The 21835-nt window shown below is 64.8% G+C and carries 26 protein-coding genes and 1 pseudogene; 16 read left to right on the forward strand and 11 right to left on the reverse strand.

The annotated features are described in order from the left end of the window. Nucleotides 1-20 precede the first annotated feature (20 nt). Together B7R22_RS20210 and B7R22_RS06695 are read right to left on the reverse strand one after the other, a co-directional pair. On the reverse strand, nt 21-533 hold the full coding sequence (locus B7R22_RS20210) for a dihydroxyacetone kinase subunit DhaK (RefSeq protein ID WP_116411004.1): 513 nt from the start codon (nt 531-533) through the stop codon (nt 21-23). Further along, nucleotides 418-1884, reverse strand: a complete 1467-nt coding sequence (locus tag B7R22_RS06695) for an LCP family protein (protein WP_253258924.1) — start codon at nt 1882-1884, stop codon at nt 418-420. Before B7R22_RS06695 ends, B7R22_RS20210 begins: the two co-directional genes overlap by 116 nt. 166 nt (nt 1885-2050) lie before the next feature. Here B7R22_RS06695 and B7R22_RS06700 point away from each other — a divergent pair, with 166 nt between their 5' ends. The 4 genes from B7R22_RS06700 (at nt 2051) to B7R22_RS06715 (ending at nt 4793) form a co-directional block, all read left to right on the forward strand. Next, the gene (locus tag B7R22_RS06700) at nt 2051-3124 is read left to right on the forward strand and encodes an LLM class flavin-dependent oxidoreductase (protein ID WP_116411006.1); all 1074 of its coding nucleotides are present in this window, start codon (nt 2051-2053) and stop codon (nt 3122-3124) included. A 238-nt stretch (nt 3125-3362) separates the two neighbouring features. Next, entirely contained in the window at nt 3363-3566 is a 204-nt protein-coding gene (locus B7R22_RS06705; protein WP_116411007.1) for a hypothetical protein, read from the forward strand. 44 nt (nt 3567-3610) lie between these two features. After that, a complete protein-coding gene (locus B7R22_RS06710) occupies nt 3611-4522 on the forward strand; it encodes a sigma-70 family RNA polymerase sigma factor (protein WP_116411008.1) in 912 nt (303 codons plus the stop codon). A gap of 34 nt (nt 4523-4556) precedes the next feature. Beyond that, nucleotides 4557-4793 carry a DUF1059 domain-containing protein gene (locus B7R22_RS06715; RefSeq protein ID WP_116411009.1) on the forward strand — a complete coding sequence of 79 codons (237 nt, stop codon included), beginning with the start codon at nt 4557-4559 and terminating at the stop codon, nt 4791-4793. Nucleotides 4794-4844: 51 nt separating this feature from the next. Here B7R22_RS06715 and B7R22_RS06720 read toward each other — a convergent pair whose 3' ends face one another. Then, nucleotides 4845-5282 carry a VOC family protein gene (locus B7R22_RS06720; RefSeq protein ID WP_116411055.1) on the reverse strand — a complete coding sequence of 146 codons (438 nt, stop codon included), beginning with the start codon at nt 5280-5282 and terminating at the stop codon, nt 4845-4847. A 1054-nt stretch (nt 5283-6336) separates the two neighbouring features. Further along, the gene (locus tag B7R22_RS06725) at nt 6337-6999 is read right to left on the reverse strand and encodes a hypothetical protein (protein ID WP_116411010.1); all 663 of its coding nucleotides are present in this window, start codon (nt 6997-6999) and stop codon (nt 6337-6339) included. 200 nt (nt 7000-7199) lie between these two features. Here B7R22_RS06725 and B7R22_RS06730 point away from each other — a divergent pair, with 200 nt between their 5' ends. Beyond that, nucleotides 7200-7622 carry a hypothetical protein gene (locus B7R22_RS06730; protein WP_116411011.1) on the forward strand — a complete coding sequence of 141 codons (423 nt, stop codon included), beginning with the start codon at nt 7200-7202 and terminating at the stop codon, nt 7620-7622. 466 nt (nt 7623-8088) lie between these two features. On the opposite strand, the gene B7R22_RS06735 is transcribed toward B7R22_RS06730, so the two are convergent. Both B7R22_RS06735 and B7R22_RS06740 read right to left on the reverse strand, forming a co-directional pair. Then, complete coding sequence (locus tag B7R22_RS06735; RefSeq protein ID WP_216363411.1) at nt 8089-8718, reverse strand: GNAT family N-acetyltransferase; 630 nt, start codon at nt 8716-8718, stop codon at nt 8089-8091. A gap of 205 nt (nt 8719-8923) precedes the next feature. Next, entirely contained in the window at nt 8924-9274 is a 351-nt protein-coding gene (locus B7R22_RS06740) for a DUF6176 family protein (RefSeq protein ID WP_116411013.1), read from the reverse strand. 175 nt (nt 9275-9449) lie between these two features. Between B7R22_RS06740 and B7R22_RS06750 the strand changes: the two genes are divergently transcribed. Next, the gene (locus tag B7R22_RS06750) at nt 9450-10559 is read left to right on the forward strand and encodes an Ig-like domain repeat protein (RefSeq protein WP_147305326.1); all 1110 of its coding nucleotides are present in this window, start codon (nt 9450-9452) and stop codon (nt 10557-10559) included. Between the two features lie 116 nt (nt 10560-10675). On the opposite strand, the gene B7R22_RS06755 is transcribed toward B7R22_RS06750, so the two are convergent. Further along, nucleotides 10676-10870 carry a hypothetical protein gene (locus B7R22_RS06755; RefSeq protein WP_116411016.1) on the reverse strand — a complete coding sequence of 65 codons (195 nt, stop codon included), beginning with the start codon at nt 10868-10870 and terminating at the stop codon, nt 10676-10678. A 332-nt stretch (nt 10871-11202) separates the two neighbouring features. Here B7R22_RS06755 and B7R22_RS06760 point away from each other — a divergent pair, with 332 nt between their 5' ends. The 9 genes and pseudogenes from B7R22_RS06760 to B7R22_RS19700 all read left to right on the forward strand — a co-directional run bounded on the left by B7R22_RS06760 (nt 11203) and on the right by B7R22_RS19700 (nt 15943). Next, on the forward strand, nt 11203-12219 hold the full coding sequence (locus B7R22_RS06760; RefSeq protein WP_116411017.1) for a putative oxygenase MesX: 1017 nt from the start codon (nt 11203-11205) through the stop codon (nt 12217-12219). Then, complete coding sequence (locus tag B7R22_RS06765) at nt 12216-13238, forward strand: methionine synthase (RefSeq protein WP_116411018.1); 1023 nt, start codon at nt 12216-12218, stop codon at nt 13236-13238. The genes B7R22_RS06760 and B7R22_RS06765 overlap by 4 nt, the downstream gene beginning before the upstream one ends. Nucleotides 13239-13655: 417 nt before the next feature. Continuing rightward, on the forward strand, nt 13656-13850 hold the full coding sequence (locus tag B7R22_RS06770) for a hypothetical protein (RefSeq protein WP_116411019.1): 195 nt from the start codon (nt 13656-13658) through the stop codon (nt 13848-13850). A 265-nt stretch (nt 13851-14115) separates the two neighbouring features. Next, on the forward strand, nt 14116-14316 hold the full coding sequence (locus tag B7R22_RS18770; RefSeq protein WP_147305327.1) for a hypothetical protein: 201 nt from the start codon (nt 14116-14118) through the stop codon (nt 14314-14316). Nucleotides 14317-14357: 41 nt separating this feature from the next. Beyond that, entirely contained in the window at nt 14358-14927 is a 570-nt protein-coding gene (locus B7R22_RS06775) for a Chromate resistance protein ChrB (RefSeq protein ID WP_216363412.1), read from the forward strand. Then, entirely contained in the window at nt 14924-15157 is a 234-nt protein-coding gene (locus B7R22_RS06780) for a cation transporter (RefSeq protein ID WP_116411020.1), read from the forward strand. The genes B7R22_RS06775 and B7R22_RS06780 overlap by 4 nt, the downstream gene beginning before the upstream one ends. Then, complete coding sequence (locus B7R22_RS06785) at nt 15154-15582, forward strand: YkvA family protein (protein ID WP_116411021.1); 429 nt, start codon at nt 15154-15156, stop codon at nt 15580-15582. Before B7R22_RS06780 ends, B7R22_RS06785 begins: the two co-directional genes overlap by 4 nt. Before the next feature lie 4 nt (nt 15583-15586). Continuing rightward, a pseudogene (locus B7R22_RS20425) lies at nt 15587-15685 on the forward strand (ATP-binding protein); the annotation flags it as partial. After that, nucleotides 15668-15943 carry a DUF2254 family protein gene (locus B7R22_RS19700; RefSeq protein WP_253258930.1) on the forward strand — a complete coding sequence of 92 codons (276 nt, stop codon included), beginning with the start codon at nt 15668-15670 and terminating at the stop codon, nt 15941-15943. The pseudogene B7R22_RS20425 and the gene B7R22_RS19700, both read left to right, overlap by 18 nt. A gap of 171 nt (nt 15944-16114) precedes the next feature. Here B7R22_RS19700 and B7R22_RS06795 read toward each other — a convergent pair whose 3' ends face one another. From B7R22_RS06795 to B7R22_RS06805, 3 genes are all read right to left on the reverse strand, one after another. Next, the gene (locus tag B7R22_RS06795) at nt 16115-17173 is read right to left on the reverse strand and encodes a sodium:calcium antiporter (protein ID WP_116411022.1); all 1059 of its coding nucleotides are present in this window, start codon (nt 17171-17173) and stop codon (nt 16115-16117) included. 14 nt (nt 17174-17187) lie between these two features. Next, on the reverse strand, nt 17188-18906 hold the full coding sequence (ctaD, locus tag B7R22_RS06800) for an aa3-type cytochrome oxidase subunit I (RefSeq protein WP_116411023.1): 1719 nt from the start codon (nt 18904-18906) through the stop codon (nt 17188-17190). An 87-nt stretch (nt 18907-18993) separates the two neighbouring features. Continuing rightward, nucleotides 18994-19458, reverse strand: coding sequence for a hypothetical protein (locus tag B7R22_RS06805; RefSeq protein ID WP_147305328.1), 465 nt, complete (start codon nt 19456-19458; stop codon nt 18994-18996). A gap of 274 nt (nt 19459-19732) precedes the next feature. On the opposite strand from B7R22_RS06805, the gene B7R22_RS06810 reads away from it, so the two are divergent. Beyond that, nucleotides 19733-20230 (forward strand): MarR family winged helix-turn-helix transcriptional regulator, encoded by a 498-nt coding sequence (locus B7R22_RS06810; RefSeq protein WP_116411025.1) that lies wholly within the window; start codon nt 19733-19735, stop codon nt 20228-20230. 210 nt (nt 20231-20440) lie between these two features. Here the strand turns inward: B7R22_RS06810 and B7R22_RS06815 are convergent, their stop codons facing one another. Then, a complete protein-coding gene (locus B7R22_RS06815; RefSeq protein WP_116411057.1) occupies nt 20441-21835 on the reverse strand; it encodes an NADH-quinone oxidoreductase subunit N in 1395 nt (464 codons plus the stop codon).

Below are 21835 nucleotides of genomic sequence, written 5' to 3' on the forward strand. Positions count from 1 at the left end.
ACGACCAGCAGCCCGGCCGGTCAGAAGATGCGCACCGCGATCTCCGCGGGCGCGGCCAGAAACGACTCGACCCCATCGTCGAGCTTCACGAGCGTGAGCGAGGCGCCAGCCATGTCGAGCGATATGCAGTACTCGCCGGAGTAGTTTCGGCCGATGGTTAACCCCTTGTCGGCCAGCTTCTGGTGCACGATCCCGTACAGCAGGTAGAGCTCGCTGATCGGTGTGCCGCCCAATCCGTTGACCATCACCGCGAGACGGTCGCCGCTCTCACAGGGCAGGTCGGGGAGGATCGCCTCAGTGCGGCCGACGGCAGTGGGCTCTATCTCGTCGAACCTGACCCTGCGAGGGCCAACACGATGGACCTTTACCGCATGCTGCTGCTCGGCGCGAACAGGGAGATCGTCGGCTGGCTCGACGTCAGTTGATGCAGGCGCCCTGGGCGTAGCTGGTGCCGGGCGTCGACGGGGTCGGCGTCGGAGTGTCGGCGGGGGTGACTGGGGCGGCTGGGGAGGCGGAGGCGGCCGCGGCGGGATCTGTCACGGCGATGCCGTCGGCGCCGAGGATGACGGTGACATCCGACACGTCAGCAGACTCCTCGACCGACGCGCCGGGGAGGTAAGCGGCGACCGCCTTCGCGTTACCCTCCTTGCCGGCTGCGTACTGGATGACCGTGGTGGCCCGTGTGTCGGCAGACGCCGGGGTTCCGGTGCCGAACCCGAAGCCCGAGAAGGCGTCCGAGGCTGCCGCGGCCACGCCGTCGGCGTCACTGCCGTTCAGCACGGTCACGGTGACATCGCCGGGCGCCGACGCCGTGGCGGAGTCGTACGCAGACGCGGTGGCGGGAGCATCCGGAGACCCGGAGCCGAGGATTCCGGCGATGAAGCCCGGCATCGCAGCCGTGTCGACCTCGACGATCGACACGTCGTTCCCGTCGACCTGGATCGTCGGGGTGCCGGTGATCGGGATCGTCGCCGAACGGATCTTGTCGGCGCTCAGCCCTCGCATCTGCGTTGCGAGGTCGATGATGTTGAGTCCCGGGTCGGTCTCGACCGATGAACTGATGGCGTCGAGCACGCTACCGAGCTTGACGGGGTTGAGCAGGGTTCCGGCCGACAGGATCTGGCGCGCCTCGACGGAGAGGAAGTACTGCTGCCGCACCTGGCGATCGAGGTCGCCGTTCGGCAGGCCGTGGCGCTGGCGCACGAACGACAGCGCCTGCGAGGCGTTCAGTGACGAGACGCCGGCGGGCAGGTCGATCGCCGAGAACGGGTCGTCGACGGCCTTGTTCAGGCACACCTGCACTGGCCCGAGCGCGTCGACCACGTTGTAGAACCCGAGCAGCGAGACGCGCACGAAATGGTCGATCGTCAGCCCGGTGAGGTTCTGGATGGTCGTTATCAGCAGCTGCGCCCCGGCAGCGTCGTTCCCGCCATCCTCGACTCCGTGGATGAAGGCCGAGTTCAGCTTGTCCTGACCGTAGCCCGGAATGTCGACCCAGGAGTCACGGGGGAGGGAGATCATCGTGGCGGAGCTGCCGTCGGCTGGCAGGTGCACGACGATCATGGTGTCGGTGCTGGTTCCGCCGCCATCCTGCTCTGTGCCGAGCTGGGCGAGTTGCTCGGGCGTCGCGTTGTCGGGTCGGTGGTCGTCGCCGACCAGCAGGATGTTCTGGTCTTTGCCTGTTGTGTTCGTGCCGCCCGGAATGGCGTCGATGTGGTTGATTCCGCCGACGAAACGCTGGTAGTTGTAGACCACGTACCCGCCGGTCGCGACCACCGCGAGCACGACGGCGATGACGAGCCACCGGGTGGCGACCTGTCGGCGTCGCCGACGCTGACGCTGCTCGGGCGTCAGGATGCGGCGGGGTGTGGTGGCAGAAGTCATCGGAGCGAGCATAGGCACCGTGTGCTGTCGAAAGCCTGAGCGACCCGGCAGTTCCGCGGAATTCGCGGGGGAGGATGCCGGGAATACCCTGCCGCCGAGATGGTTGTATTGCATGCAAACGCATAGACGTGTGGTGTAGAGACAAAAGGATGGCAGGGTTTTCGTCATGACCGAAGCAGTGGGAACAGACCGCATCGAGTTCGGGCTCGACACTTTTGGGGATGTGACGAACGCCCCGAACGGTGAAGCCGTCACGCAGGCGCAGGTGATCCGCAACGTCGTCGACGAGGGCGTGCTGGCTGACCAGGTGGGCCTCAGCTTCTTCGGCCTGGGCGAACACCACCGCGAGGACTTCGCGGTCTCCGCCCCTGACGTGGTGCTCGCCGCCATCGCGGGCCGTACCGCGAACATCCATCTCGGTTCGGCCGTCACCGTGCTGAGCTCCGACGACCCGGTGCGCGTGTTCCAGCGGTTCTCGACGCTCGATGCGGTGTCGGATGGTCGTGCCGAGGTCATTCTCGGCCGGGGCTCGTTCACCGAATCGTTCCCGCTGTTCGGCTACGACCTCGGCGACTACGAGAAGCTCTTCGAAGAGAAGCTCGAGCTGTTCACCGAACTGCTGCAGGAGAAGCCGGTCACCTGGAGCGGCACGACCCGTGCACCGCTCGCGAACCAGTCCGTCTACCCCGTCACCGAGAGCGGCTCGCTCCGCACCTGGGTCGGTGTCGGTGGCAGCCCGGAGTCTGTCGTGCGAACCGCCCGTTACGGGTTGCCCATGATGCTGGCGATCATCGGGGGAGCATCCGCTCGCTTCGCGCCCTACGTCGACCTGTACAAGCGGGCCATCACGCAGCTCGAGCTGCCGATGCAGGCGATCGGTGTGCATTCGCCCGGCTACATCGCCGAGACCGACGAGCAGGCCAAGAACGAGTTCTTCCCGCACTACCAGCGGATGCACGCGCGGATCGGCGCGAGCCGGGGCTGGCCGCCCCTCACCCGCCAGCAGTTCGAGGGCGAGGCCACCCCGAACGGTGCGATCTATGTGGGGTCGCCCGAGACGGTCGCGAAGAAGATCGCCGCGACGATCGACGTGCTCGGGGCGAACCGGTTCGATCTGAAGTACAGCGCGGGCACGCTGCCGCACGAGAACATGATGCGGAACATCGAGCTCTACGGCACCCAGGTGGTGCCCCGCGTCGAGGAGCTGCTCGCCGAGTCCCGCGCGGCGCTCACGCACTAGCAGCGCCGGCTGCGCGGCCCGACCACAGCCGTGCACCTGCACAGAGGGGCGGCGGAAATCAACCCGTCGCCCGGGCCGCACAGGGTGGACACGTTTGTTGTCGTCCCCCAGAGCGCTCCTGCAGGGGAGCGCTGACGCAACAGAGTTGGCTCTACTCTTCCTCAGCAGCTCGGCGAGGTGATCGAAGTCCACCGAGCCGACGGCGACGCTGGCGCAGGGTTCGGGTGAGTTCGTCGGCATGGTCGAATTCGTGGACGGTCACTTCATCAGCACGGATCGAGCCGGGGGAATCATCGACCCCTACAGCGACCTTCCCGCCGCTCGCCAGGCGGTCGTCAACCACGCAACGATGCTGGACTCGTTCGCCAACCCGGGTTCGAGGCGGGCGTCGGTGCGGCGTGGCGCCGCGGTTTCAGCGCGCTTCCTCCGCCGCACGCCCTAGCCCACACCTGGGCAGCACGCCCGGTGCGAGCGTAAGGTGAGGCCGTGGCGACGGCAGGAGCAGACCAGGAGCAGTTCGAGCAGCAGCGTGGCCGGTTGGTCAGCATCGCGTCGCGCATCCTCGATGATCGTCACGAGGCCCAAGACATCGTGCAGCAGGCGTGGCTCCGTCTGAACGAGAACACGGTCGACCTGGAGAACGTGCCTGCATGGCTGACGACGGTCACCACCCGGTTGTGCATCGATCGCCTGCGACAGCGTGTGCCGGTGCCGGTTGACGTCCCGGCGGACGACAGTGCCCACACCCCGGCACAGGATGGCGATACGGCGGCAGGGAGTGTCTCCGATCCGGCGCGCTCGGCTGAACAGCGGGAGGCTGTGGGCCAGGCCCTCCACGTAGTGGTCGACCGTCTCAGTCCGAACGAACGCGTGGCCCTCGTGCTCCACGAGTCGTTCGGGTTCGACTTCGACACCATCGGCGACATCCTCGAACGCGGGCCGGCCGCCGCACGAAAGCTCGCATCCCGGGCGCGAGCCAAGATCGCCGGCGCAGAGCCCGGCGGGCCTATTACCGACCAGCAGGTCGTGGATGCCTTCATGGCGGCTGCTCGAGGGAGCGACCTGGTGCGTCTGCTGGCCCTCCTGGCCCCCGGCGCGAGCGTGAGCGCCGACGCGGCGGCGATCGTGGCGGGCACCCCCCAGCAGATCGAAGGCCGGGAGGCTGTCGCAGCATTCTTCAACGGCAGCGCTCACGCGGCCCTGCCCGTGTTCGTCGAGGGTCGACCCGGCTTTGCCTGGTTCCAGCGTGGCACTGCCGCGGTCGTCTTCGACTTCACCGTTCTGCGAGGCGCGGTGCAGTCGGTCATGTTCCGAGCCGAACCCGAGGCGCTGCAGAGTGTGGTCCGCCGCGCGAAGACGGATGTCACATTCTCGTCCTCTGAGCCGTCAGAGGAGTAGAAGCCGTCGAGAGCGACGGCAGGAGGAGAAGACCATGAAGACTATGACCTGCAACAGCCTCGGTGGCCCGTGCGAGCTCGAACACCGAGCCGAAACCGCAGACGACATCATTAAAGCCCAGGACAAGCACCTCAGGGAAGCCGTCAAATCGGGCGACGAGTCCCACGCCGCGGCCCGCGACGCGATGAAGGGGCGGTGGATGCATCCCAAGAAGTCACTCGACTGGTACAACGGCGTCAAGCGCGCCTACGCCGACCTCCCCGTGATCTGAGCGGAGGGGCGTGCCCCGGGTGCAGGTGCGGGGGTAGTGCATCGGGACGGGTCAGGCCTTCTTCAGATCCTCGGCCAGCATCACCAGGATGCCGCTCGGGCCGCGGAGGTAGGTCAGCCGGTAAGCGTCCCCGTACGTGGCGACACCGCGAAGCGGGTGGCATCCGTGCTTCGCGGCGACCTCCAGAGCGGCGTCGAGGTTGTCGACGGAGAACGCGATGCGGTGCATACCGATCTCGTTGGGGCGAGTGGGCTCCGTTTCGATCGCATCGGGGTGCAGGTATTCGAAGAGTTCGATCTGTCCCCGACCGTCAGGCGTCGTCAGTACAGCGATCTTGGCGTGATTGCCGTCGAGGCCGACTGCGGTGTCCGCCCATTCGCCGCTGATCGTGTCACGACCGACGACCACCAGGCCGAGGTCGGTGAAGAACGCCACCGTCGCCTCGATGTCACGAACCGCGATCCCGACGTTCTCCAGTGTGATTGTCATGCTGTGCATGCTATCGAGGCGGGGGCGTAGGCGTCGAAGACGGCGTCGTCCACGCGGAGGAGGGCGCTCATCCATCGGCAATCGACGGCGATCCATTCGCCATGATTCCCCTTCTGGGGCGGCCGGGAGTCTGTTGAACTGCCCGGCCTGCGCTGTCGAACATGTCCGACTCGAGCAGAAACGTCGACGTGCCCGTTCCGTTCCTTCGCAGGCTCCGGAATTCGCGGCACGGAGGACTGTCGACGTCCTTCTGATGGTGCTTGACGGCCAGTACGGGAGGGAATGATGAGAGCATGTGTGCATGCTCAGACCAGCGGATCAGCCTTTCACGAACCTGCCTCTGAGGCGGGTCGTAGAACGAACGCCGGGGTCGCTGGATCGGACGGTGTGGCCGGCAACGCTCGCGCCCGTGCGGCAGGTCCTGGATCGCGGGCTCAGAGTCATCACTCGCCGACCACCTCCAATTCGTGCGGGGCGGTGGCGCGTCGAAGAAGGGGTACTTCCTTCGGGCGGAGACAATGCATGGCTTCTTCACCTACCTCGAATCCATCGGTGGTGGCCAGGGGTTGCATGAACGCAGCCACGGCGAATCCTTTTTGGACCTGGTCATGGCCCGATCCAGAGTGCGTGGACTGTGGGTGTTCGATAACGAGCTCGTTGCGCGCCACTTCCTCTCAATCGCCCCCGACCGCCCGCTGAAGGAACCCCGACCACGACCCGATCCCTTCCTCCACGTCTCGGCGCCGCCGCATCCGTCATCCTGGTCGTGTCCCTGGCCGTCGGCATCCGGGTGGGAGTCTCGTCGGTGGCCTCGCTCCTGTTCGGCGCGGAGTACGGTGTCGCATCCCACGTCTTCCGGGCCGCCCTCGTGCCTTTCGCCATCGCTTCCGTCTTCGCCGCTGTGGGATTCCATGCGGCGTTCCAGACCGTGACTCAACCGGAGCAGGGAGCGCAGTGGGCGGCGCTGACCCTCAGCGACCCCGAACGCTGGTATTCCGACATCGCCTACGGCCTGGCCCGGCTCGCCGCTCTTCGGCAGGACGCTCAGCGCGCCTCAGTCGGTCTCGACGAACACGACGATCTCGTTGGTGGCTTGGTCGTAGACGAACTGCAGGGCGGCCGGGCCCGGGAACGCTGCGCGGAGGTCGGCGGGGTATCCGTCCGCGTCGGGCCGGAACTGCACCATCGCGGGGAACCGTCCTGCGGCGCACCCACCCAACGCCTGCCCGGAGAAGGAATCGGAGGACGCTTCACGCATGTCGGCCTCGCTGAAGAGGCTGAGGCAAGGATCGTTCGGGCTGCCGCTTATGGCGAAGAACCCGGCTGTGGTGACCACCGTTCGGAGTCCATAAACCTGCACCCTCTGAACCAGTGTCAATGCCGTCAACACACTCACGATGATGACGAAGACCCCGAAGCCGATGAGGACGCTCGACCGTCTCGCGTGGCGAACGGCCCGGTACGCCTTCTCCGGCCACGACCGGATCCGCTCATCCGGACTTTGTGGCGGCTCGTCTTCACCCGGGGCGGACGGATCGTTCCGCTCTCCCGCTGGGTCCGAGAACGTTTCCGGCTGTTCCGGGATCTCGTGCCGCTTCGCTTCGCCCTCCAAGTGGCGGAGTCGGCCCAGCGCCTCTGGATCGTTGTGGATGTCCGCGGCGGGCCCGTAGGCCCTGTTCCGCAGCGCAGAAAACTCGTCGTCATTTCCCCCGGGCATACCCACGATCCTCCCACTACCCGGGCAGAGTAATCATCCGTCGAAGACGGGTTGACCGAGGCCTCTGTCTCAACATCAGCCCGGAACAGGTGCCGTGCACGAGATCGCCAATTCTCTGCAGGGCGGGCTCGCAACCGCACGGCTCGTCGCGAACTCAGCTGGCGTCCGGATTTGGCACCGGAGCCACCACGACCGTCACGGTGAACGCAGCCGGCCCTGATGCTACTGACCCGGCACTCACGACAATCACCGTCGACGCCACGGTGCCGGACGAAGCCACTCTCGACGGGCTCGCGGTCATCGCCCGTCATCCTGGCGTCGCGTTGTTCTCCTACGACCAGGTGCGGCCGCCTGACTCGCAGGGCGACTGGCGATCGACTCTCGTCGTCGCGACCACCACAACGATCGCCAAAGACGACGTCGTGCAGCACCTCTCGACCTTCGACACTCAGGCCGCACCCGCCGCAGGCACACCACGCGCCTCCTACACCGTCTCCTCCCGGGAGGAGGAGATCGGGTCGGATGTCAGCGGCTACCTTGGACTGGCTCGACGAGTGCGGCACGGCATCGGATGGACACGAGTGCCGTGCCGCCGGCAGGACACGACTGTCGCCTGTTCCTAGCAGGCACCAGCCGGCAACCCCCACCTGTCAGCTCGAACAACCCGAAACTTGCTCTGAGCCGACTCTCCAGTTGTACATCACAGAGCCTCTTTAGGCCATCACCCCCCGTACGGGTCGCCCCTTTTCTGGGTGATGGACCCTCTGCGAGTGCGGCCGATATGGTAGGTGTGCAGGCCGAATACTGTTGCTGGCCATCCGGTGTTCCTAGCACCCACGCCAGCCCGACTCCGGTTGCCCGAGCCCTCTCACCCCGAATGGGCTCGGGCAGCTGAGCACGGGGGACGTACCGTCGTCATCATCGCTTCAACCGCGAACGCGTCCACTTCGCCGACCGCTGGGAAGGCGTCATCCGTGACTGGTCGGGGCGCCTCACCGAGGACAGCCCGCAGGATGGCGGATTCGCGTGTCCAGCATCTCGACCGATAGTTTCGAGGGCACTTCGCACAAGACAGGCGTTCAGCGGAAGTCAGATCGACGGGGGACCGGGTGCGTTCTCCGCGCGAGCCACGTCGACTACCTTGAGGTCATCGCGCCGAATGACGAACCCCATTGCCTCGTAGACACTTCGAGCAGGGTTGCCGTGCGCCACGTGAAGAAAGGCGCGGTCGCCGTCGGCACGAATGTCGCGCACCACCTCCGTTGTGAGCCGTTTCGCGTACCCGCGCCCTCGTGCCGCGGGGTGGGTGCACACCGCGCTGACTTCGACCCAGCCGGGCATGCTCAACCGTCGCCCGGCCATCGCCAGGAGTTGCCCACCCTCACGGATCCCGACGTAGCCTCCGAACACTGTGGTGCGCCTCAGGAATGGCCCCGGACGGGTGAGCGTTGTGAGCTCGAGCATGGCTTCGACCTGAGCGGCGCCCAACTCGACGATGTCGGCACCGCGCGGCCCAGTGGTATCGACGCCATCGTCGGTCAGTTGCGAGAGACCAAGGCTCAGACGAGTGACCCACCCCGCCGGCACGATGAAGTCCTGGGGCACGAACATGGCCGCGGGGTCGTCCATGGTGGTCAGCCCTGCGAGGTCAGCCCAGTCGTCACTGGTGGGGTTCATCGGCATGGAACCAAAGGGCGCGACGTCATCGGGGTATCGCATGGCGCTTCCGCTTACATGGGCCAACGCCGAATGCCGTGAGATGAGAGCAGACCGGATCGGATCGTCGAGTGCATGCATGAGACAACGCTAGCGGCGCGAACCTGAGATCCCGCACGGCCCACCGGCCGGTTTGGATGCGGACACGGCCCGCGCACCGGAGGCGGAGGCCGGAATGTCGGACGCATCCGCCCCGCGACGGAGGCAGCTAGTCACCGGCGACACGGTGGACGTCATGGAGGTCATGCAGGTCGAGGAGGACGCGGGACGCTGCGGGACCGCCGTCGGCTGCGCGCATGACTTCGTGGTGTCGCTTGTCAACAGGAAGTGTCGACGCGGCGCCGATTCTGCGGGCCCGGTCGATGTCGTCCGATTCCATCGCGTGCACGAGAATCGGGCCGTCGCTCGTGTCGAGAATCACCGCGGTTTCATGACGGACACCTTCCGCCCGGAGCGATTCGAGGGCCTCGTCTCGGCGGAGACCGTTCAGTTCGGAGAGCCACAGCTCGACCGTTTCCCGGGCCTCGGGTTTCACCGTGCGAAAGTTCAAGTGGATCATCGGATGAGCCTACGCCAGCTCGATTTAGACCCCGTTTGGCCAGATGTGGCGCCCGATCTTTCCGGTCAATGGAACTCGAACGGCTCTGCCGGACATTACTGTTTAGACGGACAGAACGCGCAGTGGAATCTGCGGTGCGGCTGGCCGAAATGTTGAACTCCGGGGGAGAAGTACCATGATGATGTTTCGCGCGAATGAGAGCCGCACGGCGATTGCAGGAGTCGGGCTCGGCGCCCTCCTTCTGATGGGAACGGTCGTCTTCGGCTCAGTGGATGCGGCGGTTGCGGAGGTGAATACTCCAGCGCCCGTCGCGACCGATGCGCCTGCACCCGCGCCCGCGCCATCCGTTCCGGTACCGTCGGCCGTGCCCACGCCGGCAGCTCCGTTGCCGTCTGTAGTGCCGTTGCCGTCTGTAGTGCCGTCGCCGTCTGCGGTGACGTCCGAGGTTCCGGCGGCGGCGCCTCTGAGCACTGTGGTGACCATCACGACACCGACGTCGATGGAATTTGGCACGCCGGTGTTCCTCTCGGTGTCGGTTCGCGACGAGTCGGGTCAACCTGGGGTCGGCACCGTGCAGTTCACGATCATGGGCGGAACGACGTTCCAGGTGCCCCAGACTCTCGTCGACGGCGTCGCGGAGGTCGAGTTCGGCAGCACGAGCTTCGGTCCCGAACCGGGGCAGGAGACCGTGGATCCGTACTTCCAGCTGCCGCCCGGATTCGACATCGGTGCACTGTTCGTCCCGGCGGATCCGCTGGTGCAGGCTCCATCGTCCGGTCGAGCCGACCTCACCATCACGCCGGCCACTCCAACGGTTTCCGGAGGGTGGGGCGGCGACGTGGTCTCCCTTCCCGTCGGCGGCACGATCGAGCTGAAGGCGGTCGTTTCTGCGCCGCCCGTCGAGGGATCGTACACACTGCTCGACCCCACCGGCTCCGTGGACTTCTACCTCGGGGGCGTGCTGGTCGCTTCCGCTCCGCTCGTGCAGGACTCGACGCAGCCCGACGGTGTCTCCGGAGCTTCGGCGTTGGCCACATCGCAGACAGCGGGGGAACAGAAACTCGAAATCGTCTACTCCGGTGACACGAACTATTCCGCTGCACGCAGTGGATCTTTCCCCGGTCCTCCCTTCACCCAGGCTCCCGGCCCATCGCCGGAGCTTGCGTCGACCGGTACCGACAGCGGGGCAGGTCTCTTCGCCGGCTCCGTGGCGGCTGGTGTTGTTCTCGGCGGGCTCGGCCTGGTTCTCCTGAGGCGCGGCGACAAGCGTCGCCGCCTTTCCTAGAATCCACCCGTTTCGGCTTCAGCCCGCAAGAACAGGGACCTGCACGAAGCGGCCGAGGCTCTTGCGGAATGGTCAGTTCTGTCACGACGGGCTCTCTGTTCAGCCATGCCGTCGCATCATGGGACTCCCTTCGCGAGGAGTTCGAGTCGCGCTCCGGCCACTGCGAAACGCACGATCGTCTGTTCGAACTTGGCGTGAGCTCGGGCGGCGACTTCGAGTCCCTGTTCATGGCCGTCGCTGGCACGCAGAGCGTCCAGCCAGATCGCGACGCAGATGTCGCGCTCGTCGGCTGTGCCGGCCCGGATGATCATCGGATCACGATATCGCGCAGAGGGAAGAGGCCGAAGTGGTGCGAGCAAGCGAGGGTGACGGAAGATCGAGTCGAAATGTTACGGGCAACAACTTGCGAAGTCCTCTCGGAGGCGGTTACAGTCCAAGACATCGCAGCACGACGCGAAGCCTTGCGCCCGGGATCACATCCAGTGGGCACGCGCTGCGGCTCCCTGAAAAGCTCTTCAGCGGGCCGCTTCGGCCCGCCCGAACCAGATCGGTCTGTCGTGCGTCCAATCACTCCGTGCTCACCCCTTTCGCCGTACCATGCCGGTGTCGTACCCACCGTTTTCACCCTGGCGGTGCTCTGTCGATGACCGACCTGACGTTCTCTCTGTCGAGCACCAGATTCGACGAGGACTATCGCCCTCGCAGCGATACGCGCACCACGACGAACTTCGCCAACCTGGCCCGGGGCGAGAACCGCGAACAGAACCTGCGGAAGACGTTGGGGATGATCGACAGCCGTTTCAACGAACTGGCCCACTGGGACAACGAAAACGGGGATCGATACTCGATCGAACTCGACATCGTCTCGGTGTGCGTCGCCATCGAAGGTGGTGGCGACGTCAGTGGCGAGGCGATGCCGCTGATCGAAGTGTTGCGAACGACTGTCGTGGACCGACGATCCGGCGAACGCACCCACGGCATTGTGGGAAACAATTTCTCGTCGTACGTGCGGGACTACGACTTCAGCGTCCTGCTCCCGGCCTGCAGCGGGAGCACTTCCGGCGATTGCCCGCCAGACGATTTCGGAGTTCTGCACGGAAACCTGTTCAAGGCTTTTCTGCGCTCCGACACCTACGCCGAGAACTTCCCCAAGCCGCCCGTCATCTGCCTCAGTGTCTCAACCAGCAAGACCTACCAGCGCACCGAGAATCGTCACCCCGTCCTGGGCGTCGAGTACCGACAGAGTGAGTACTCGCAGACGGATGCCTACTTCGCGAAGATGGGTTTGAGCGTCCGCTTCTTTCTCCCCCCGAACGGCGTGGCCCCTCTTGCCTTCTACCACCTCGGTGATCTGCTCGGTGAGTACAGCGACCTCGAACTGGCCGCCACGATCGGAACGATGGAGACCTTCCAGAAGATCTACCGACCGGAGATCTACAACGCCAACTCGGCAGCGGGCGTGTCGTACCAGCCGAGCCTGGCGAATCCGGACTTCTCGCCCATCCCGATCGTCTACGACCGCGAGGAGCGCAGCCGACTGGCCATGGAGCAGGGCAGGTTCGCCGAGGAGCACTTCATAACCCCGCACAGGACCGCGCTCGAGGAGTGGTCGAAAGACGTCACGGTCAATCAGCTCGATCCGCAAGGAGAACAGTCTTGAACACAGTACTTCCGACATCCACCGCCGGCAGCCTGCCCAAGCCCTCGTGGCTTGCAGAGCCCGAGAAACTTTGGTCGCCCTGGAAGCTCGACGGTGACGAGTTGGTGGAGGGCAGGCATGATGCTCTCCGATTGTCGCTGTTGGACCAGCAACAGGCGGGCATCGACATCGTGAGCGACGGCGAGCAGACCCGACAGCATTTCGTCACCACCTTCATCGAACACCTCAGCGGCGTGGATTTCGAGAATCGAAAGACGGTCAGGATCCGCGACCGATACGACGCATCTGTACCCACCGTGGTCGGCGCGGTGACCCGAGAAAAGCCGGTCTTCGTCGACGATGCCCGGTTTCTCCGAGGCCAGACCGACCAGCCCATCAAGTGGGCCCTGCCCGGGCCGATGACCATGGTCGACACTCTCTATGACGCCCATTATGGGAGCCGGGAGAAGCTGGCCTGGGAGTTTGCCACGATTCTCAACCAGGAGGCGAGAGAACTGCAGGATGCGGGCATCGACATCATCCAGTTCGATGAGCCCTCTTTCAATGTCTTCTTCGATGAGGTGAACGACTGGGGTGTGGCCGCGCTGGAGAAAGCGATCGAAGGCCTCACCTGCGAGACGGCGGTGCACGTCTGCTACGGCTACGGCATCAAAGCCAACACCGACTGGAAACAGACCCTCGGAGCGGAGTGGCGTCAATACGAAGCGATCTTCCCGAAGATTCAAGCCTCGGACATCGACATCGTCTCGCTCGAGTGCCACAACTCGCACGTGCCCCTCGACCTGATCGAGCTCATCCGGGGGAAGAAGGTGATGGTCGGTGCCATCGACGTGGCGACCACCGCCATCGAAAAACCTGAAGAGGTCGCCCAGACTCTGCGGAAGGCGCTGAAGTTCGTCGACGCTGACAAGCTCTACCCCTCCACCAACTGCGGCATGGCACCCCTGCCCCGAGGTATCGCCCGCGCAAAGCTTGCCGCACTGGGGGCGGGGGCAGAGATCGTCCGAAGGGAGCTCTGAGCGTAGGCCCGAGGCATGAACCGACTCGTCGTTTGTCAGTCGCGGGTGAGAACGGCGACGAACGGGAAGAAGAAGCACAGGATGATGAACAGTACTTTGCGCATGAGGGATCCGATCTGGGTGGAGGGGTGGGCGGATGGGGCGGAGCCTACTTCTTGAGGTCGTCGACCTTGCGGGCGACCTTCTTGCCCAGCTTCTTGCGGGACTTGGCGTTCTTCGGGTCATGCCCGAGCCGCTCGGCCTGGTGGCGCTACAGGCGCCCGCTGGCACCGTCCGGTGAAGGGAAAGCAGTCAGAGACCCTGTCCGATCTGTGGCCGCCCGCACGGCAGCAAGCGGCCGCTCTGCACGGGCTGTCAGAAAGGCCGGAACCGTGCGCGGGCACCTGCCGGGACTGCGGCAAGCCAGCTCGACGGATCATGCTGGCCGGACACAACGGCAATCTGGAACGGCTCCGCCCCGCGATCCTTGCCGTGCAGCAACCCCTGACCGTGGGCCGGTGGCTGGCCCGGTCCCGGGAGCTGCTGACCGCTCTGAATGAGGGGCGAGTGCCTCTCGAGCATGAGACTCTCGACCAACTTCCCCACCCGAAGGCGGCCGAATACCTCCGCTGATCACCTGGACGATCCGGGCGTTCCTTTCCGGGGCGCAGCACCGCGGCGTGCTGCCTCGCACCCTCATCCTCCCGCCCGCGTACATCGGTATCCCCACGCCCGCTACGGACTCGGAAACGCGCTGGCAGGTCGCCGACCGGCTGCTCAACGATGACACCGTGGGCCCGACGCGCTGGAGGTTCCCGGACCGCTCGCGTCACTGGTTCGGTCATTGCCCCGCACCCGGCGGGCGGGGACCGCCGACATCGGTATCCAACGGCGCACCATGCATCTCATCGCGATCGACCAACTCGCCCGCGAAATCCCGCCCGCGATGCTCGCCGGAATCCTCGGCATACCCATCACGGCGGCAGCACGCGCGACCGCCCGCGCCGGAGGCAGCTGGGCCAATTACTACGCTGACCGAAATAGTCCCGCCCGTGAGCCGGATCCGGACGGACGACAGCACCGCAACCCATTTGTGTGACGTGTGTTACATTTAGTCTTGTGATTAGTGATACTCAGTGGGTGCTTTTGATCGTGCAGCTCTCGGCGGAACCGTCCCGGCACCGCGTTGCGGTGTGGCGTGAGTTACGAAGAGCGGGTGCGGTCCCCGTGTCCGCGGGGACGTGGGGCATGCCGGCAGGTCCGGCGTTCCAGCCTGCTGTCGACCGTGCAGCCGAGCTGTGTCACAAGGGCGGTGGTGTGCTGGCCGTGATCGATGCGTCGCCTCGTGATGAGGCGTCCGCGATGCTGATCGAGACCGCCTACCGTGCAGCTCGCGTCGATGAGTGGAACGAGTTCGAGGCCGATTGCGGCAAATTCGAAGCAGAAATCGCGCGGGAAATCGCGAAGCAGAAGTTCACCTTCGGGGAACTCGAAGAAGAAGAACAATCCCTCGAGCGGCTCCGCCGTTGGTACCTGGATCTCATGAAAAGAGACGTGCTGGGCTTACCCGAAGCACACACCGCCGAACAGCGGCTCCACGCCTGCGAATCGGTGCTCGAGGGATACGCCGAGATGGTCTACGACGTCATGCGCGGAACGACCCCGACAGCGGACACCCCAGCAACCCAAAGCGAGCAGACCTCACTATGAATGGAACCCTCCTCGGCCGCAGCACGACCGGGCGGGCGTTGAACAACCCCGTGCTCGAAACCGAAGGCCGCGTGACATTCATCGATGGCCTCCTCGCTGTCACCGTGCTGGCCGGTATCGTTCTGGATCTGGTGCTCGGCTGGTGGTGGGCCGACGCTCTGGCCGGCTACGTGATCGTCTACTACGCCGTCCGTGAAGCTGTCCACATCTTCCGGCCGGACACGGAATGACGGTGGCCGAGTGGTTGCAGATCCTCGTCACAGTCACGCTCGGCATCACCGTGATGTGGCTTGTCCTCGTGGCCATCTTGTGGGCAGAACAACGAAAACATCCCGAACGGGCATCGTTGCGGGATCTTCTGCGGCTCGCACCCGACGTCGTCCGGCTGCTGAAACGACTTGCCAGTGACCGGGCAGTCCCTCGAGGGGTCCGGATATGGCTGATCGTCCTGCTGATATATCTGATCTCACCGATCGACCTTATCCCGGACTTCATCCCCGTCCTCGGCTATGCCGATGACGCACTCATCGTCGCAATCGCCCTCCGATTCGCGACACGAAAGGCAGGCAGCGCCGCAATCCAGAGACACTGGCCCGGAACACCCGCCGGACTTCGATCCGTCCTTCGTCTCGCCGGCCTGCCGCCCACCAGTTAGGTACCTCGGCTCCGGCGTCCACGCCGACGCGATCATGGACCGCATCGTCCACAACACCATCACCGTCGAGACCGGCACCTACAACATGCGCGAACACACCGCCCACGCCACCACTCGATACCCGCCGGGCAGCATCAGTGGTACCCAAACCGCGCAGCAGCTTGTGGAGATCGCCGTCCGAGGTCTTGCCTCCGGCAGCGACGACCCGTACACCGCGGTCAGCGCACTGTATCTCTCCGGCGAGAGTCTCGTTCCCCTCTTCTCTCGCCCCGCCCCTGGAGTCAGAACCTATGGTCTCGAGCATCCGGTCGTCGTGAGGCGGCCTTGCGTCTGGCCACCCGGTTGCGCGTCGCCACTGTGACACCCGAACGGCGCGAACGCGTCGCCGACGAGGTGGAGAAACTCTTCAACGCTTATCAGGCGGCGAAACCTGACACGGCAGCGTTGCACTCATTGCGGAGATTCGTCTCCGGTGACGGTGAGAATCCCGCCGAGACTGCGGGCCACGGCAGCTGATCGGGCCCCGCCCGGTTCAGCCTGCGGCAGAGATGGCGAGGAGACCGGCAACGCCTGCCAGATAGATCACCAGGACGGCGAGAGAATCGATGCCCATTCCGGCGATCTTCTTCTGGGGCCTGAAAAGCAGCCCGACCGCGTAGACGAGGGTCAGGAGCACTCCGAGAGCTGACAGGTAGATGTCGCTCGCGTTCGCCGACGGCAACACGGCCTTCCCGGAGATGAGGGTGGCGACGAAGAGCAGTACGGGCAGGAAAGCGTTTCCGCCGAAGATGTCGCTCATGGCGAGATTGTCGTCGCCCTGCCTGATGGACTGGATGCCTGTTGACAGCTCGGGAAGTGATGTTGCGAGGGCGAGAATGGTGGCGCCGAACAGGATTCCCGACAGCCCCAGCTGGCTGGAAGCGGCCTCGCCCGCCCGCTCGAGGACGACGCCCGCGACCAGGGTGCCAAGGGCTGCTACTCCGAAGATCACGGCGGCCTTGACTGTGCTCATCTTTGGTGGGGTGTGGCGGCGGTGACCGGATTGGTGCGGTGCGCCATCCGGAGCATTGCCGTTCTCGTGCCAGGGCAGTGTGGACCCTGCACGTTTCACAAGCAGCAGCCCGACGACCCACGCCAGAACGATGAGCAGGCCCTGGGGAGTGATGCCGGCGACGATGAGGCCGCTCGGTAGTTGGGTGCCGGCGATCACGATCCCGAGGACTGCAACCACGACGAGGGCTTCGAGGACGATTGTGAGGGAGGCGGCCCGGTAGGTGAGGGGCTTGATACCCTTGCCTCGTTTGCCGAAGAGGTCGAGAAGGACCAGCACCACGGTCTGCAGTGCGATGCCGCCCAGGATATTGCCGACCGCCACCTCGATGTTCCCGTTGATCGCGGCGCTGACCGTGATCGCGATCTCGGGAAGATTGGTGGCGACCGCGAGCACGATCAGGCCGCCGAGGGCACTGCCGAGGTGCAACTTCTTGTCGAGCACGTCGGTTGTCTTCGACAGGTGGATGCCGGCGACCCAGACGACGGCTGCGGCCGCGGCGAAGATGACAACCAGCAACCAGAGGGGGAGCGCCTCCATCAGCCACCGACTCTCTAACGGATCTTCTGGTGCGGAGCGTCCGGTGCGTCTGCAGCGGGGCCCAAACCAGTGGGCAGTCCGGCTTCGGGATGGTTCAGGTCGAAAGCAGGGGATTCCGAGCGGATGCGTGGGATGGTCGTGAAATTGTGTCGGGGTGGCGGGCAGGATGTCGCCCACTCCAAGGACCTGGCGTGACCCCAGGGGTCGTTCACCGTCACTCGCGGCGCCCGCCTGGCGGTGATGTACACGTTCAGGAAGAACGGGATCATTGACGACGCGAGCAGGAAAGCACCGACCGTCGAGATCTGGTTCATCCAGGTGAAACCGTCTGTCGGGGAGTACGACGCGTACCGGCGGGGCATGCCGATCACGCCCAGCCAGTGCTGGATGAGGAACGTGGTGTGGAAGCCGATGAACAGCAGCCAGAAGTGCCACTGGCCGAGTTTCTCGTTGAGCATCTTGCCGGTCCACTTGGGCCACCAGAAGTAGAAGCCCGAGAACATCGCGAACACCACGGTGCCGAACACCACGTAGTGGAAGTGGGCGACGACGAAGTAGCTGTCGGAGACGTGGAAATCGAGCGGCGGCGACGCCAGGATGACACCCGTCAGACCACCGAAAGTGAAGGTGATGAGAAAGCCGATCGCCCACATCATCGGCGTTTCGAAGGTGACAGATCCGCGCCACATCGTTCCGACCCAGTTGAAGATCTTCACCCCGGTGGGCACGGCGATGAGCATGGTCATGAGGGAGAAGAACGGCAGCAACACTGACCCGGTGACGTACATGTGGTGCGCCCACACCGTGACCGAGAGCGCGGCAATGGCGATGGTGGCATAGACGAGGGTCTTGTATCCGAACAGGGGTTTGCGGCTGAATACCGGGAGGACTTCGGAGATGATCCCGAAGAAGGGCAACGCGATGATGTAGACCTCCGGGTGGCCGAAGAACCAGAAGAGGTGTTGCCAGAGCAGGGCACCGCCGTTGGCCGGATCGTAGATGTGTGCACCGAACACCCGGTCGATGCCGAGCGCAGACAGCGCCGCCGCGAGTACGGGGAATGCCATCAGGATCAGGATCCCGGTGACCAGCGTGGTCCAGGTGAACAACGGCAACCGGAACATCGTCATGCCGGGGGCGCGCATGGTGATGATGGTGGTGATGAAGTTCACGGCCCCGAGGATGGTGCCGAAACCGGAGAGCACGAGGCCGAAGACCCACAGGTTGCCGCCATCCCCGGGTGTGAAGGTTTGGCTGGAGAGTGGTGCGTAGGCGAACCAGCCGAAGGATGCGGCGCCCTGGGGGGTGAGGAACCCGGCGACGACGATCGCGCTGCCGAAGGTGTAGAGCCAGAACGCGAACGCGTTCAGTCGGGGGAACGCGACATCCGGTGCGCCGATCTGGAGCGGCATGAGCACGTTCGCGAATCCCGAGAACAGGGGAGTGGCGAACATCAGCAGCATGATCGTGCCGTGCATCGTGAACAGCTGGTTGTACTGGTCTTTCGTCGCCAACAGCTCACCACCCGGTTCGAAGAGCTGTGCCCGGATGACCAACGCCATCACCCCGCCGAAGCAGAAGTAGAGGAACGACTCGATCAGGTACATGTACCCGATCACCTTGTGGTCTGTGGAGGTCAGCCAGCTGACCAGCACGTTGCCTTTGCGTTTCGCCGAGCCACTGATCTCGACTCGTTCGGTGAAAGTGCTCACGTCGTTGTCCTTCCGGGACATTGGTGCAGCGTTGACTCCTTCATACCCCTGAGTGCAGGTGAACCGATAGGGGTCTCAGGCCGACACTCCGCCCGCGGGTGCGCCGGGTCAGGCGGCGGGCTCTTGCAGTGCGTTGAGATCGGTTCTGACAGTGGTGCTGGCGCTCTGGATGATCGTGGCCCGCTTGTGGGAGACATGTGTTCCTGTTGAGCTCGAGATCGCTCGGGCGAGGTCCGCGTCGAGTTGGTCGAGGTTGGTCAGGGCTGAACGGAAGTCCCCGTTGGCGGCCGGTCTGACGACGAGTTGAACGGCCCGCCGGAGACTCCGGGTGGTTGTCGGGTTGAGGTCTGGCGCGTCAGGGACCACGCCTGCAGCGAGGGCCAGCAGATCGGTCCGCAGTGGCTCGACCATCGAGGGAACCGTGATGACCGGTGCCACCGTCGCACCGGCAGGGACGACGTACGAGACCAGCGCGATGGTGATCGCAATCGCGATGGCGATCAGAAAACAGAGGAGGCCGAAGCGTGCAGCGACGATCCCTCTGCCGGGCTGGAGGCTGGTTGTGGCGGGCATCATGCAATTCCTCACGTTCGGGGGTCACTGGGTGGGGTGTCGTGCTCGACGTTCCCGGGCGCCTGTTACCGATGGGAAGGGTGCGGTTTACCCGTCCGGTGTATCGGCGTCGAAGCCCACATCCACGCTGACAGAGATGGATACCGTACCCATGAGACTGGGAGCGGCAGGATCTACAGCCTCGTGGGGATGATCGATTGGCCGGTTGCTCATGATCGACGCCTTCTGTTGTATGTGCGGCTACAATAAATGCACTAACGCATAGGAATTTACCATGAATGAGGGAGTGGCTGCCATGGAGCAGGGCGCAATTTGGACAAATGCGTTGACGACCGAGTCGACACTCACTGCGTCAAGGGCGTTGCTGGGAATCGTCGCGCGATCCATCTCGAATGCGCTCAATGACGTGACCATGCCGCAGTTCCGGGTCCTCGTGGTTCTCAGCGGGTCCGGCCCGCTTCGGATGGGTGCGCTGGCTGAGAAGATGGGGGCCGTTCAGTCCACTTTCAGCCGGACGATTGACCGTATGGTCAAAGGTGGTTGGGTCGAGCGCGCCTCGAGCCCGGACAGCCGCCGTGAGGTGCTGATCTTTGCGACATCCCAGGGTCGTGCGCTGGTCGATGAGGTCACGGAACGTCGACGTGCCGAGCTCAGCCGGATTCTTTCCGCACTGAGCCCGGAAGAGCAGGCACAGTTGGCATCTGCGTTCGATGTTCTGGCACGAGTAGCAGGAGAGACTCCCGCAGAGGAACTGCTCATACTCGGTCTGTAGGGCAAAGGGTCGTTAACCCAGCAACCTGCGCGGTGAGGCGTTTACCGGTGGCGTCCTCGAAGACGTGCAGACAATCCGGACTCGGGATCGGGTACACCGTTTCATCCTCCCGGGGGGTGCCCGGCCGTTCATCGTGAGTCCCGTGGCATCGCGTGTAGGAAAAGCGGAATCCCCCTGATACCTGCGATGGCTTTGTTAGCCTGAAGCGTGTCAGAGGAGTCCGATGCCGAGGGCGATGGGTCCGGCCACGATGACCGCGATCCCGAGAATGACGGGCATGACTGATGGAGACTTCGGCGTCTGGGCGGCGGCGGGCGTGTCTGGGATGGTTGCGGGGGTTTGGAACGGGCTGATGAGGAGGCGAAGGTAGTAGACGAGGCTCAGGACGGTGTTGGCGGCGGCGATGATGACCAGCCACGCCAGGCCGCCGCTCCAGGTTGCGGTGAAGACGAGGAGTTTTCCTGCGAATACGGCGGTCGGGGGTGTTCCGAGGAGGCTGAGGGAGCCCACGATGAGGGTTCCGGTGAGCCAGGGGTGTGATCTCGCGACGCCGGCCCAGTCGGTGAGATTTTTGCGGCGCGGGAGGCAGGCGACTGTGCCGAACACGGTCAGGTTGGTCAGTGCGTACAGCACGAGGTAGGTGAGGAGCGCCCCGGATGCTGTCGGGGTTGTGGTGATGACGGCCACTGGCATGAGGAGGTATCCGACTTGGCTGACGGTGGACCATCCGAGCAGGCGGCGGATGTTTGTTTGCGCGAGGGCGGCGAGATTTCCGACGGTCATGCTGAGTGCTGCGAGGACTGCGATGAGCAGTGGCAGGTCGATGCTTGACGGCGCCACAGGTACCAGTCGTGCGAGGGCGATGAGGGCGCCGAGTTTCGGGATGGTGGTGAGGAATGCGGCGATGGCGGGGCTGGAGGATTCGGCGGCGTCGGGGATCCAGAAGTGTCCGGGGACCCCGCCCGCTTTAAACAGCAGCCCGATGATGACGGCGACGAACCCGGCCGCGATCGCGGCGGGCGGGGCGTGTTCGAGTCCGCGGGTGAGATCTGGGTAGCTGCTGGAGCTGCCGAGTGCGGTGAGGAGGGTGATTCCGGCGAGGAGGAGAACGCCGAACAGGGCGCCCATGAGGTAGGTCTTCAGGGTTGCTTCGGCGGCACGGGCTGTGCGGGACAGCCCGATGAGCGCGTAGAGGGGGATGCTTGCGAGCAGGTATCCGGCCATGAGGACCAGAAGGTCCGTGGTGCCGGCGACGACGACCGTGCCGAGGGTCGCCAGCAGGAGGAGCGCGTATGTTTCGCTTTCCCGGGGGGTGCCGCTGAATTCGCTCCGGCCGATCAGGATCACTACCGCGGTTGAGAGTGGCACCAGTAGTCGGATCACAGTTGTGGGTGTGTCGATCGCGTAGGTGCGGGTGAAGATTTCTGTGGCGGGCTGGCCGAGGGGGATCAGGGCGGCGCTTGCGCTGGTGAGGAGTGCTCCGAGGGTGAACCAGCGGGTCAGGATTTGCCGGCGCCGGGGCAGGTAGCTGCCGGCGAGGAGGGTGATCACGGCGGCGGCGAGGAGGACGACTTCTGGGAGGAGCGCGGTGTAGTCCATCCGCAT

Origin of the sequence: Subtercola boreus (genome assembly GCF_003399635.1) — a bacterium.
Lineage (GTDB): Bacteria > Actinomycetota > Actinomycetes > Actinomycetales > Microbacteriaceae > Subtercola > Subtercola boreus_B.